Source organism: Corynebacterium glyciniphilum AJ 3170 (assembly GCF_007673095.1).
Lineage (GTDB): Bacteria > Actinomycetota > Actinomycetes > Mycobacteriales > Mycobacteriaceae > Corynebacterium.
Window position 1 is genome coordinate 47,145 of sequence record NZ_VDYZ01000008.1, and the last position, 12,711, is coordinate 59,855.

12 protein-coding genes are annotated in these 12,711 nt (G+C 68.6%); 4 read left to right on the plus strand and 8 right to left on the minus strand.

Features of this window, described 5'->3' with window-relative positions:
- Positions 1 to 1,362 carry an L-serine ammonia-lyase gene (locus tag FS507_RS09060; protein WP_145942464.1) on the plus strand — a complete coding sequence of 454 codons (1,362 nt, stop codon included), beginning with the start codon at positions 1 to 3 and terminating at the stop codon, positions 1,360 to 1,362.
- Here the strand turns inward: FS507_RS09060 and FS507_RS09065 are convergent.
- Positions 1,343 to 2,821 carry a PepSY-associated TM helix domain-containing protein gene (locus tag FS507_RS09065; protein WP_145942579.1) on the minus strand — a complete coding sequence of 493 codons (1,479 nt, stop codon included), beginning with the start codon at positions 2,819 to 2,821 and terminating at the stop codon, positions 1,343 to 1,345. The two genes, FS507_RS09060 and FS507_RS09065, sit on opposite strands and share 20 nt — an antisense overlap.
- A gap of 168 nt (positions 2,822 to 2,989) precedes the next feature.
- Between FS507_RS09065 and FS507_RS09070 the strand changes: the two genes are divergently transcribed.
- Positions 2,990 to 3,580 carry a copper chaperone PCu(A)C gene (locus FS507_RS09070; RefSeq protein WP_145942465.1) on the plus strand — a complete coding sequence of 197 codons (591 nt, stop codon included), beginning with the start codon at positions 2,990 to 2,992 and terminating at the stop codon, positions 3,578 to 3,580.
- Complete coding sequence (locus FS507_RS09075; RefSeq protein WP_145942580.1) at positions 3,567 to 4,781, plus strand: Dyp-type peroxidase; 1,215 nt, start codon at positions 3,567 to 3,569, stop codon at positions 4,779 to 4,781. The genes FS507_RS09070 and FS507_RS09075 overlap by 14 nt, the downstream gene beginning before the upstream one ends.
- A gap of 120 nt (positions 4,782 to 4,901) precedes the next feature.
- Here FS507_RS09075 and FS507_RS09080 read toward each other — a convergent pair whose 3' ends face one another.
- The 6 genes from FS507_RS09080 to FS507_RS09105 all read right to left on the minus strand — a co-directional run bounded on the left by FS507_RS09080 (position 4,902) and on the right by FS507_RS09105 (position 10,567).
- Entirely contained in the window at positions 4,902 to 5,090 is a 189-nt protein-coding gene (locus tag FS507_RS09080) for a hypothetical protein (protein WP_145942466.1), read from the minus strand.
- A complete protein-coding gene (locus FS507_RS09085; RefSeq protein WP_260853259.1) occupies positions 5,087 to 5,521 on the minus strand; it encodes a hypothetical protein in 435 nt (144 codons plus the stop codon). The genes FS507_RS09080 and FS507_RS09085 overlap by 4 nt, the downstream gene beginning before the upstream one ends.
- 50 nt (positions 5,522 to 5,571) lie before the next feature.
- The gene (locus tag FS507_RS09090; protein ID WP_145942467.1) at positions 5,572 to 7,206 is read right to left on the minus strand and encodes an ATP-binding cassette domain-containing protein; all 1,635 of its coding nucleotides are present in this window, start codon (positions 7,204 to 7,206) and stop codon (positions 5,572 to 5,574) included.
- Positions 7,207 to 7,398: 192 nt separating this feature from the next.
- A complete protein-coding gene (locus FS507_RS09095; RefSeq protein WP_145942468.1) occupies positions 7,399 to 9,036 on the minus strand; it encodes an ABC transporter permease in 1,638 nt (545 codons plus the stop codon).
- Positions 9,033 to 9,977 (minus strand): ABC transporter ATP-binding protein, encoded by a 945-nt coding sequence (locus FS507_RS09100; RefSeq protein ID WP_145942469.1) that lies wholly within the window; start codon positions 9,975 to 9,977, stop codon positions 9,033 to 9,035. The genes FS507_RS09095 and FS507_RS09100 overlap by 4 nt, the downstream gene beginning before the upstream one ends.
- Positions 9,974 to 10,567, minus strand: coding sequence for a TetR/AcrR family transcriptional regulator (locus tag FS507_RS09105; protein ID WP_222121404.1), 594 nt, complete (start codon positions 10,565 to 10,567; stop codon positions 9,974 to 9,976). The genes FS507_RS09100 and FS507_RS09105 overlap by 4 nt, the downstream gene beginning before the upstream one ends.
- A gap of 102 nt (positions 10,568 to 10,669) precedes the next feature.
- On the opposite strand from FS507_RS09105, the gene FS507_RS09110 reads away from it, so the two are divergent.
- Positions 10,670 to 12,031, plus strand: a complete 1,362-nt coding sequence (locus FS507_RS09110) for a YibE/F family protein (RefSeq protein ID WP_145942471.1) — start codon at positions 10,670 to 10,672, stop codon at positions 12,029 to 12,031.
- Between the two features lie 12 nt (positions 12,032 to 12,043).
- Here FS507_RS09110 and FS507_RS09115 read toward each other — a convergent pair whose 3' ends face one another.
- Positions 12,044 to 12,649 carry a helix-turn-helix domain-containing protein gene (locus FS507_RS09115; RefSeq protein WP_145942472.1) on the minus strand — a complete coding sequence of 202 codons (606 nt, stop codon included), beginning with the start codon at positions 12,647 to 12,649 and terminating at the stop codon, positions 12,044 to 12,046.
- Positions 12,650 to 12,711: the final 62 nt, after the last annotated feature.

Here is a 12,711-nt window from a genome sequence, read left to right on the forward strand (position 1 = left end):
ATGACGTCAACGACGGTGTACGTCTCCGCCCTCGACCTGTTCTCCATCGGCATCGGGCCGTCTTCGTCCCACACGGTCGGGCCGATGCGCGCGGGCGCGGATTTCGCGGGCCGCACCGCCGACCTGCCCGGGATCGCCCGGGTCAGCGTCCAACTCTACGGGTCACTGTCCGCCACCGGACGCGGGCACGGCACCCCGGACGCCGTGGTCGCCGGGCTCCGCGGCGCACAGCCGGAGACGTGCGACCCGGACGACGTCCGCGGGGCATGGTCGGAGCACCCTGAGATCCCGACAGAACTCCTGCTCAACGGGAGGACCCCCGTCCTCTTCAGCCGGGACGACGTGGTCTTCAACCCTGCGTCCCGCGACCTCCGTCACCCGAACACCATGGTCCTGCAGGCGTGGACCGACGGCGCACCCTCACCGGCCGTGGAAGAGACGTACCTCTCCATCGGAGGCGGCTTCATCGAACGTGTCGGGGACGAGAGTGGAACTGAGCCTCCCACCAGCGCGGACGGCCCCGGTTTCCGCAACGCCAGCGAACTCCTCGCACTGTGCACGGACGGCCGCACCATCGCCGACGTCGCCTGGACCGCCGAGTGCACGCGCCGCTCCCCCGACGACGTGACCGCCGGCATCGACGCCATCTGGTCGGCGATGCGCACCTGCGTCGACGCCGGCCTGCACACCGACGGCGTCCTCCCCGGGCGCCTCCACGTCCGACGCCGCGCCGCAGCCATGCGTCGCCGCCTGGAGGACGACCCCGCCTCCGCCATCGATGAATGGCTGCACGTCTACGCGCTGGCCGTCAACGAGGAGAACGCCGGAGGCGGACGCGTCGTCACGGCCCCCACCAACGGTGCCGCCGGCATCATCCCCGCCGTCCTGCACTACTGGTGGAAGACCACGCCCGACGCCACCGACACCGACGTGCGCACCTTCCTGCTCACCGCAGCGGCCGTCGGCTCACTGATCAAGGCCAACGCCTCGATCTCCGGGGCCGAGGGTGGTTGCCAAGCGGAGGTCGGCTCGGCCTGCGCCATGGCTGCCGCAGGTTTCTGCGCCGTCCGGGGCGGTACCGCAGCACAGGTGGAGAACGCCGCCGAGATCGCCGTGGAGCACCACCTCGGTCTGACCTGCGACCCCATCGGCGGACTGGTGCAGATCCCCTGCATCGAACGCAACGCCGTCGCCGCATCCACCGCCGTCACCGCCGCACGTCTCGCGTTGGCGGGCGACGGCTCGCACGTCGTCTCCCTCGACGCCGTCATCCAGACGATGCGGGAGACCGGAGCCGACATGAACGACAAGTACAAGGAGACCAGCCGCGGCGGCCTCGCCGTCAACGTGGTGGAGTGCTGAGTGGAGTGCCACCCCTGCGGCGCGCCGCGCCCCAGAGCACGCTGACCAGGACGAAAGCCAGGCAAGTGATCCCGAACAACGGCGCAACGACACCGTAGGCAACCAGCGCAGCGACGAGGACCAGCGTTCCCGCCGTCGGTCGCGACCACGGTGCCCTCCGCGGCGGACCCGCGAAACCTCCGGCGGGTCGACGCTTCCACCACATCATGTACCCCCAGCAGACCATCGCGATGATCGCTGCGGCCAGCAGCCCCAGCACCAGCTGGTTCGGCAGGCCGAACAGGGTGCCCATGTGCAGCTGGATAAGCCAGCCCGTGAGCTTCGCCGCCAGCGGCCAGTCCGCGAAATCAAGCCGGTCGGTCACCCGGCCGGTGGCCCAGTCAATCGCGACCGCGTCATTCGACAACCGGTAGGCGGCCCGGTCCTCCGACGCCGTCCACGCCTGGCCCTCCACAGCCGGAGGCGTGATCGTCACCGGAGCACGCAGTTCCGCCTCCGCCGTCGTCGCCACCCGGTCGACCGATCCTGCGTTCAGCCCGCTGACCCGGACGCCGGCCGGCATCGCATGACCCCCGTGTCCCTCGTGACCGGCGTGCGCCCCACCACCGGACGGTGCCACCGGCTGTGCACCCGGCAAGGTGGCCTCCACCGCCGGTGTCCCCCAGCTCAACTTCTCCCGGAGGTCCCCGATCGTGCCACCGGCGACAGACGACCAGGTCAGTCCGGTGACAGTCAGAAACACCATGCCCGCCACGACAAGCGTCCCCGTCGCCCCGTGCAGACGCATCGTCCGGGTCCGGCCGCGGCCGCCGGTACGCACCATGTTCCTGAGCTTCGACGCCGCCACCTGACTCTTCCGCTGTCGCTGCCACCACATCACCACGCCACCGACAGCGAGGACTCCCAGCCAGCTCGCGGCCGTCTCAGAGTACAGCCGTCCGGGCTCCCCGAGCCACGCCGTGCGATGGCCCTCGGCGATCCACTGTCGCAACGGCAGCGAGGCGGAGCTGCCGTACTGGGTGGTGTCGCCCTTCACCTCGCCTGTCCAGGGGTCCAGGAACACCGCCTGCACGGTGGACTCCGGCAGGCCGGGGTCGTTGAACAGTACCCGGGTCGTCTCGCCGTCACCGCCGATCCGCACGCCGGACAAGGCCAGGTCGGGATGCTCCTCCTGCGCCGTGGCCACCAGTTCGCTGACGGGGAGCTTCTCTGTGCCGTCGGTACCGTCGGGCGCCGTGGCGGTGAGCATCGAGTGGTTCGTCACCTGCTCCACCGTCGGTGCGAATGCGTAGAGCAGGCCGGTGACCGCCGCGACGAGGATCAGCGGCGCGCACACCACCCCCGCGAAGAAATGCAGTCGTCTGAGCAGATGGTTCTGCTGGCGGTCCGCAGCGCGCGGAGAAGTTGGGGGCCCTGGAGTCGCTGTGGACTCTGTCGTGGTCACGGTGCTGGTCACGATGGAGTTGTCGGATCCACGGTCCGGACGGTTCCGGTCGGGGGTGTCACCGGGCAGGCTCCCCCACCCCCGGACGTGATCCCGGTGACGTACCGGAACTCTTCTGACGATAGAACCGACTAGTAGGTTGACCAGTAATTCAGACTCTCTCGTGATTTTCAGGAGTGTTCGATGCCCGACACCATGAAGCGCCGCCTCACCGCCGCCTCCCTCGCCTCCGTCCTCGCCCTCAGCCTCACCGCCTGCGGTAGCGGGAGCAACGACGGCAACGACAGCGACGCGGCGACCACCACCGGACAGGACACCGGGCAGAGCAGCGACGCCATCGCCTTCTCCGACGGCTACGTCGGCGCCAAGGACACCGAGACCTCCATGACCGCCGTCTTCGGCGAGCTCACCAACTCCACGGACGAGGACATCCACCTCACCCGCGTCACCGGTGACCTCGACGGCGTCTACCAGTTCCACGAGACCGTCGACGGCATCATGAAAGAGACCGACGACGGCCTCGTCGTCCCCGCCAACGGCAGCGTCGCGATGGAACCCGGCAGCACCCACATCATGATCATGGAGAACAACGACGAGATCGCCGCCGGCGACGCACTCACCCTCACCCTCACCGGCGAGGACGGCACCACCTACGAGATCAGCGACATCCCCGTCCGCGTGCAGCAGTCCGCCCACGAGGACTACGGCACCGGTGACAGCACAGACGACGCAGACGCCACCGACGGCGAGCACGACGAGCATGCCGGGCACTGATCCTCACACGGTGGCGCGGGGCCTGACCCGCCGCGGTTTCCTCGGTGGACTGGGCACGATCGGTATCCTCGGCACCGCCGCCGTCACGACGTCCTGCTCCGACGGACAGGACGCTGCCGCCACAGAACCGGAGGCGGCCACCGTCCCTTTCGACGGTGACCACCAGGCCGGCATCGCCACGCCCCTCCAGGCACACAACACCACCGTCGCCTTCTCACTGCGTGACGGCGTCGACCGCAGGGCCGTCCAACGCCTGCTCCGCATCTGGACCGGAGACGCGCGACGTCTCTGCGCCGGCACGCCCGTGCTCGCCGACCTGGAACCGGAACTCGCCTCCAACCCCGGCAACCTCACCGTCACCTGCGGTTTCGGCCCGGGGCTCTACGCTGCCGCCGGAATCTCCGACAAAGCCCCCTCATGGCTGAAACCGCTGCCACACTTCACCGGTGACAGGCTCGACGCCACCTGGGGCGAGCGCGACATCGTCCTGCAGATCTGCGGCGACGACCGCACGACCGTCTCCCACGCGCTACGCGTCCTCGTCCGCGGCGGCGCCGACTACGCCCGACCGTCCTGGAGCCAGACCGGGTTCCTGGACGTGCAGGACGGCACCCCCCGCAACCTCTTCGGTTTCAAGGACGGCAGTATCAACCCGCGCTCGGAGAAGGAGTTCGACTCCCAGGTGTGGAATGACGACGGCGGGACCTGCATGATCGTCCGTCGCATCGCCTTCGACATGCCCGAATGGGAGTCCGTGGACCGCGGCACCCGTGAAGTCGCGATGGGGCGCACCATCGTCGAGGGAGCACCACTGAGCGGCGGCGACGAGTTCACCGACGTCGACGTGAACAAGATCGGCGACGACGGCCTACCCCTCATCGACGCCCACTCACATGTGGCTCTGGCGACCTCACGCAACGGTAATGCGGAACGTATGCTGCGGCGCGCCTACAACTACGATCTTCCCGTCACCGCCGGAGCGGCAGGTCTGCAGGACGCCGACCTGATCGACCTCTCCGACACCGGACTGATCTTCACCTGTTTCCAGCGTGACCCGGGTACATCCTTCATTCCTGTCCAGCGACGCCTCGCCGAGGGCGACCGGTTGAATGAGTGGATCACCCACGTCGGTTCGGCGGTGTTCCACGTCCCGGGAGGAACGTCCGGGGACAGCTACTGGGGTGAGGACCTGCTGGGATGACGGATGTGGTCTCACCACGTGGATCACGGCTGACGGTGCGTGACACTTTTCGGCTTTCGGTGGCGGCAGGAGCCGGATTCTGTCATGCACCGTCCCACGTACGGGCAGTGCCCTGAGCACTCACATCAGGAAGATGAAGCACACCACCGTGGCGATGATCATCGCCGCCATGAACAGCAGCGTCACCACGTCTGCGGTGGAGGAGCCGGGAATCTCCGGCTGCTCAGCCTGATCCTCCAGCGCCTCCATGTTTTCCATGTTCTCCGGGGTTTCAAGAGCCTCAGTAGCCTCTGACTCGGGTTTCATCACGCCACCAATCCAATGAACTCGTAGACGAGTGTCCCGATGAGGATCAGGAACACGACCGCCATGAACCATGTGTACATCCACTTACCCGGGTGGTCGGTACGCCAGAAGCGGCGCATGCTCACGATCCCGTTCACCAGCGCCAACAGGCACAGCGTGATGTTCAGCGGAGTGGCGACCATGCCCGCGACACTGACCACGGGAATCAGGATGGGCACCAGCAGGTAGGTGATCGTGCACCGCACGGCGGAGAACACGATCGCCCAACGGAACGCCCGGTGGGCACCGGCCACCGCCTCCATGTCGATCCGGTCGATCTCCCTGACACGGAGCAACCGGAGCATGAACCGGTCAGCGGAGGACACCGGTGCCGTGGTGTCTCGACCCTCACCGGTGCCGACCTCCGCTGCCGGGGCGTGGCTGATTGTGGACATGGTCCCAGGCTAGCGGTTCCGCGGTCCGCTGTCCTAACCATGCGCAGGCATCACTCCAGCGCGAGCACCGGCCACGCTCCGTCCCCCGTCTCCCCGACGAGGTCCCGCAGCATCTGCCGGTCGTGGGTGACCACCATGACGGCGGCCTCCGTCGTCCGCAGTGCGTCGGTCATCTCGTCGACGAGGGTGGCGGACAGGTGGTTCGTCGGCTCGTCGAGGACGAGCAGGTCCGGACGCGACGCCAGGCACAGCGCCAGGTGGAGACGACGTTGCTGCCCCTGCGACAGCCGCTCCACCGGAGTGGACCGTGCCGTCCGGTCCAGTAGCCCGAGCGACGACAGTGCAGGGCCACCCGACCCGGCGACCCGCTCGTACACCTCGGCGGCACGGGTGTGCTGCCCGGCGTACTCCGACCATGTCGGTTCATGCTGGGTAAGGACGCTGACCCGCACCCCGTCGTGGATGTGGCACCACCCACCGGTCGGCTCGACCTGCCCCCGCAGGACATCGACGAGGGTGGATTTTCCGGCACCGTTCGGCCCGGTGAGCACGAGCCGGTCCCCGCCGGAGATCTCCAGCGAGACCGGACCGCGCAACCGTCCGTCCACGGACACCCCGTCACAGGTCAGCAGTGTGCGTCCCGGCGCGACGGACACGTCCGGCCACCGGAGCGACAGGGGTGGTTCGGGAATGTCGACGGCATGGTCGGCCAGAGCCTCCTGCCTGCGGTGCAGGGTCTGGACCGTGCCTGCAGCGCGGGTGGCACGCCCGTGCTTGTTGTGTCCTTTCTCCGGACGCCACCCGGTGATCAGGCGGCCACGGGCATCGTCGACGGCAGATTCGAGACGACGGTGCTCGGCGACCTGTGCGGCGTACTCCTGCTCCCAGTGCTCCCGCTCGGCGCGGCGACGGGACACCCACTCGTCGTAGGTTCCCGTGGTGACCCGGGGTGTGCCGTCGGAGGTCGGGTCGAGGTCGAGGAACGTGCCCTGTCCGTCGGCGGTGAGGTCGCGCAGCAGGGCGCGGTCGTGGGTCACCACCGCCACCGGGCCTCGACGTTCCAGGAGGCAGGACGTGAGGAAGGCGAGTGCACCGGCGTCGAGGTGGTTGGTGGGTTCGTCCAGCAGCAGGGTGCCGTCGCGTCCCAGGGCACAGGCCAGCCGCACGCGGTAGCGCTGCCCGTGGGAGAGGGTGCGCAGTGCGCGGCTACGGTCGGTGCAGGCGTCCAGGCCGGCCAGGGCGACGTCGACACGGCGTCGGGCGTCCCAGGCGTCGAGACTGGTCGCGCGGTCGAGGGCACGGGTGTAGGTCTGCTCAGCTGCAGCGGTACCCTCGGCGAGAGCGCCGGCAGCTGCGTCGAGGTCGGTGAGGGCGCGGTCGGCCTCGGCGGTGGCGTCGGCGATCAGGTCACCGACGGTCTGGCCGGACTCGTCGTCCATGGCCTGTTGCACCAGGGTGACGGTGCCGGTGCGTGTCAGCGTGCCCTCGTCCGGCTCGCGCACTCCGGCGAGGGTGTGCAGCAGGGTGGTCTTGCCGACTCCGTTCTCGCCCACGATGACCAGGCGGTTGCCGGGTGAGACGGTGGCGGTGACGCCGGTGAGGATCTGGCGCCCCGCGACGGATATGCCGAGGTCAACGGCGCGGATATGGGATTGGTGTTCTTCGGGGTTGTTCTGACGGGACATGTGTCCGTGTACTCCAGTGTCGTGGTCCGGAGCCGGGCAGCACAAGATCCGCCGCCCGGCGATGAATCATCGTCGGGACGACGGTGGAGAAGTCAGTCAGAGAACAGGAGTCCCCACCGCCGTCAGCGGTGGCCCCAGATCCTGGCGATCGAGAATCCCATGTCAGTCATGTCGTTCACCGTAGCAGGCGGGTCAGGTGGTGACCAGGTCCCGTCGCCCGAACGCGCGAGTGCCCAGCGCCGTGAACAACGCCGCCAGTGCCGTCAGCGCGCCGACGGCGGCCCAGGACAACGCCTCGGCGGGGTACTGACCGACATGCCGGAACACGGACGTGTCGAGGACGCCCTCGGGCAACTCGATCATCTCCCCGAAAAGCACCAGCAGGGTGGAGTAGCCCAACAGTGCCCACGCCAGACCCACGAACCGCGGAAGTGCCCCGTACAGCAGGACGGCGACGCCGAGCAGGACCCACACCGCCGGGACCTGAGCCATGTGCCCCAGCAGGGTCCGTCCGATGAGACCGGCATCGCCGAGCCCGGCGGCGGCACCGATCCCCTCCCCCAGGCCGGCGAGCGCCGACAGCCAGAGTGCCCCGACAGCCGTCACCCCGGTCCAGGACAGCTGCCAGGAGCGCCTGGACACCGCGGTGGACAGTACCGTCTCGGTATGGAAGCCCTGTTCCTGGCTCCGCAACGACTGGACGGACAACAGGGCGTAGACGGCGATCATCACCGCGAAGTAGATTCCCATGAACCCGAGGTAGCCCTCGACGACTCCCGCCGTTCCGCCGAGCACCTCGATGATCTCCGGCGGCATCGAGTCTGCGCCGTCGGCCATCGGCCCGGCGAAAGCACCGAAGATGACCCCGGCCACCAGCATCGCGACGGACCATCCCACCAGCGACGCCCGCTGCAGCCGGAACGCGAGTGCCACGGGACTGTCCAACCACGTCGCGGCGGTCGCGGGGCCGGGACGGTCGGCCACGAGTCCCGCGGTCAGGTCCCGGCGCGACTGCAGTGCCACGCCGGCGCCGGTCAGGATGACGGTGGTGCCGACCGAGAACAGCAACGGCCACCACCGGTCGAGGGTGTAGGGCGCGGTCTGCTGCGACCATCCCAGCGGGGAGAGCCAGGACAACCAGGCCACCCCACCGTCGTGGCCCTGCTGCAGTGCCGACATGTCCCCCAGCCCCCGGATGACGAAGGCGACCGCCAGCACGGCTCCGGCCACCGATGACCCCACCCTGGAGAACGGGGACAGTTGCACCGTCACCGCCGCGACTCCGGTGAACACCAGGCCGACCGCACCGACGCTGGCGACGAAGATCAGATTCGCCGACGTCGGGCCGGGTTCCATCACGGAGAACTGGACGACAATCCACATGACCGCCGTCAGGAGAACGGACATGAGCGTCGACAGGAGCAGTGCTGCGACGAGCTGGGCGTGTCGTCCGACGACGTTGGCGCGCAGCAGTTCGGCCCGTCCTGTCTGTTCCTCGACCCGGGTGTGGCGGGACACGGTCGTCATCGCCATGAGTGCCGCGCCGATCATCAGGTAGAGACCGTACATTCCCGCGAACAGCCGTGGCAGGGTGATGTCGTCGAAGCCGTACCCCGGCCCACCGATCAGGCCCATCACCGGCGTGGTGGCCAGGGATGCCAGTCCTGCCAGGGACTCCTCGTCCACCACCGCCCCCAGCGCATTGGCGAAGTACGCCGTGAGCGCCGCCATGCCGAGCACCCAACCGGGCAGGCGGACGCGGTCACGGCGCAGCATGAGCCGCAGCAGTGTCCAGGTGCCGGTCAGCTGACCGGTCGACTGCCCGATCATGACGCATCCCCGTAGTGCCGCAACAGCAGCTGTTCCAGTGTCGGTGGTGTGGCCGTGATCGTCCGGATACCGTGTGACGCCAGCTCGCCCATGATGCCGGGCAGGGCTGAGGTATCCGCGGCGAAGTGCACGTGTCCGCCGCCGTCCACGGTCAGGTCGTGGACACCCTCGTGGTCGGCGAAGCTCTCCAGCGGCCGGTCGGTGCGGACGGAGACCGCGGTGCGCTGCAGGTGCCGGAGATCGTCCAGGGTCCCGGTCTCCACGTCACGTCCGTCCCGGATGATCGAGATCCGGTCGGCCAGGGCCTCGACCTGGGCGAGAATGTGGCTGGACAGCAGGACGGTGCGTCCGTCGTCTCTGACCGCCTCGCGGATGCAGTCCTGGAACTCCGCCTCCATCAGCGGGTCCAGACCGGACGTCGGTTCATCGAGCAGCAGCAGGTCGACGTCGGACGCCAGCGCGGAGATCAACGCGACCTTCTGCCGGTTTCCTTTGGAGTAGGTGCGCCCCTTCTTTCGGGGATCGAGTTGGAAACGCTCGATGAGCTCGTCGCGACGGCGGGTGTTGACGGCACCGGCGCCGCCGCGGCCGCACCGCAGGCGGGCGAACAGGTCGATCGCCTCGCCTCCGGTGAGGTTCGGCCAGAGCTCGACGTCGCCCGGGACGTAGGCCAGACGACGGTGCAGCCCGACGGCGTCCTTCCAGGGGTCGCCACCGAGCAGACGGACCTGGCCGCCGTCGTGTCGGAGGATCCCCAGGAGAATGCGGATGGCGGTGGACTTCCCGGCACCGTTCGGGCCGAGAAACCCGTGGACCTCCCCTTTCCCTACCTGGAGGGTGAGGCCGTCGAGGGCGGTGACGTGGCCGAACTTCTTGGTGACGCCGCGGAGATCGACGGCGGGGGCTGAGGTGAAGTCTGTGGCGCGGGCGGAAGCGGTCATGGTTTCTCCTCGATGAGTCCGTGCAGGTAGATGTCGAACAGCTGCGGCCCGAGCCGGGACAGGGTCTCGGGCATGTCCGCTGTGCCGAGGACCGTGCCGACACGCTGATGCAGCAGCGCCGGTGCCAGCCCCAGCACTGCGACGGCACAGGCCCTGGCACGTCGGTCGGCAGGCGTTGCGCCAGCCTCCCCCGCCTCCCCGCCCGTGCGGCGGAAGGTGTAGCCGGCGAAACCGTCGTCGAGGATCTCCTCGACGGTGTCCACGTAGTGGTCGAAGAACCGTTGACCGTGCTCCGACGGGTCGACGAGCGAGGCCACCAGGTAGTCCACGTAGACCCGCATACGCGGGTCGGCGAACATGGTGGGCAATGCGGCGGTGCCACGGTCGGCGTTGGCCTTCTTCGCCTCGGTGATCGCCACGAAGACATGGTTGTCGCACTCCTCGCGCAATCCGTCGCGGGACCCGAAGTGGTGCAGCACGAGGCCCGGGGACACACCGGCGGCACGGGCGATACCGCGCACCGTGGCTCCGGCGAATCCGCGGGCGGCGAACTCGCCGATGGCGGCCTCAAGAATCTCGGTTGAACGCATGTTTAACATTGAACACTTGTTCAGCCCTGCGTGTCAACGGCCCGTCCCGGCTATCCTCAGGTGCGTCACCCCGCACCATCTCCGACAGAAAGCAGCATTGCTTTGGGACGCCACCACGCCCCCGCACCGTCCGACCCCCTCGCCGCCGCAGCGCAGCACGGGCACAGTCACGCTCACAGCCACGGCCCGTCCGACGACCGGCCGCTGGCGGAACGTCTGCACCCGCGCAACCTCGACCCACGCCGGATCGAGTGGACCCTGCCCCGGTCGATCCTGTTCATCGCCCTGGTCATCGGCTTCGTGGCCACGGCGGTCGCCGTGGCCCTGCAGTGGCCGCAGGGTGAACCGTCCACCGGCGACGACTTCCACCAGACCTCCGGGCTGGCCCAGGAGATCTCGTCCGGCACCGTCGCCCTGGAGACCACCGGGTCCTGCAACTCGCCGGCGATCGGGCGCTCCTTCGACACCTCGCCGCCCACCGGCCATCCCAGCGCCGCGGGAGGTGAAGACGCTTCATGTCCGCAGGTCATCGTGGACATCACCTCCGGGCCGGAGGAGGGGCGACGCACCCTGCTGGCGGTGACTGACGCCGACGGTTCTCCCGATCTGTCTGTCGGGCAGGACATCCTGATGACCACCGGCACCTCCGAGGACGGCAGCCGCACCTACGGCTTCCAGGACTATGAACGCACCACCCCGGTGTGGGTGTGGCTGCTGCTGACCCTCGTGGCGATCGTCGTGGTCGGGGCGTGGCGCGGCTTCCGGTCCATCCTGGGTCTCGGGGTGACGCTCGGGATCTTCGGTATCTTCCTGCTGCCTGCCCTGGCACGCGGTGGCGACCCCGTCCTGCTGGCGGTGACCGCCTGCTCCGCCGTGCTGTACCTGGCGCTGTTCCTGGTCCACGGCATGAACTGGAAGACGGCGTCCTCCCTCGGCGGCACCCTGGCGGCAATGCTGGTGGGCACCACCCTGGCGTGGCTGGCGATCGACACGAACCAGCTACGCGGCCTCGCCGACGAGAACAACATGCAGATCATGCTGTATCTCCCGGGCCTGTCGATCAGCGGGCTGCTGTTGGCCGGGTTCATCATCGGTACCCTCGGCGTGCTCAACGATGTGACGGTGGCCCAGGCCTCGACCATCGCCGAGCTACGCCAACTGGACCCCACCGCGTCGAACCTGCGCCTGTTCGGCACCGCCATGCGTGTCGGCCGCGACCACCTGGCCTCCACCGTGTACACCCTGGTGCTGTCCTACGCCGGTGCCGCCCTGCCCCTGCTGGTGCTACTCAGCGTGTCCGGCCGCGACATCGGGCATATCCTGACCTCGGACATCATGGCCACGGAGATCCTCCGCTCGGCGACCGGTTCCCTGGCGCTGGTAGCCGCCGTGCCGTTGACCACGGCCATCGCCGCAGTCACCACCTCGTCGGTGTGGCGGCAGAAGGCACAGAAGACCCAGTAGACCGTCCGGCGTTCAGTGGGAGATCCGGTCGACCGGGCGCTGCCCCTGCGGCCCGAAGAGGTGGAGGATCTCCACGGTCCCCTCATCCGCCGGACCGAACCAGTGCGGCGTGACGGGATCAAACTGGGCGGTCTCACCGGGAACCAGAATGTACTCGTCGTCGTCCAGGAGAAGTCTCAGCCGACCGGCCAGGACGTGGAGCCAGGCATGCCCCGGGTGGCTGACCAGGTGGGGTGTCCGAGGGCCGAGCACATGCTTGAACACCTGCACCCGACCGGGGTAACCGGTCAACGGGACGATGGTTCCCCCACCTGCGAGGGAACGCGGTCTCAGGTTCACGCGCGGGTCCCCGGTCTGCGGAGGTGCGACGAGCTGGTCGAGGGTGGCCTCGTAGACCTGCGCCAGCGGGATGAGGATATCCAGCGTCGGCTGCCGGTTGCCGGTTTCCACGCGGGACAGGGCACTGACCGACAGGCCGGTCCGCCCGGAGACCGCAGACAGTGTCATGCCGCGGGCCGTACGCATCCGGCGTAGACGAGCACCGACGGCGGCAATAATCTCGGCTGCGCCGCTGTTGCTGCCGCCGCTACCGTCGCTGCCGTCCTTTCGTGCGTCCATCGCTTCATTCTTGCAGAATCCGCAAAAAGGCTCCCCACGTGCAGTCCCCGACCCTGACGATA

Coding starts and splice junctions, on each gene's coding strand:
- FS507_RS09085 (WP_260853259.1), bottom strand. CDS start 5,521: ATGTCCACAATCAGCCACGCCCCGGCAGCGGAGGTCGGCACCGGTGAG.
- FS507_RS09070 (WP_145942465.1), top strand. CDS start 2,990: ATGCCCGACACCATGAAGCGCCGCCTCACCGCCGCCTCCCTCGCCTCC.
- FS507_RS09105 (WP_222121404.1), bottom strand. CDS start 10,567: ATGCGTTCAACCGAGATTCTTGAGGCCGCCATCGGCGAGTTCGCCGCC.
- FS507_RS09075 (WP_145942580.1), top strand. CDS start 3,567: ATGCCGGGCACTGATCCTCACACGGTGGCGCGGGGCCTGACCCGCCGC.
- FS507_RS09100 (WP_145942469.1), bottom strand. CDS start 9,977: ATGACCGCTTCCGCCCGCGCCACAGACTTCACCTCAGCCCCCGCCGTC.
- FS507_RS09060 (WP_145942464.1), top strand. CDS start 1: ATGACGTCAACGACGGTGTACGTCTCCGCCCTCGACCTGTTCTCCATC.
- FS507_RS09115 (WP_145942472.1), bottom strand. CDS start 12,649: ATGGACGCACGAAAGGACGGCAGCGACGGTAGCGGCGGCAGCAACAGC.
- FS507_RS09090 (WP_145942467.1), bottom strand. CDS start 7,206: ATGTCCCGTCAGAACAACCCCGAAGAACACCAATCCCATATCCGCGCC.
- FS507_RS09095 (WP_145942468.1), bottom strand. CDS start 9,036: ATGATCGGGCAGTCGACCGGTCAGCTGACCGGCACCTGGACACTGCTG.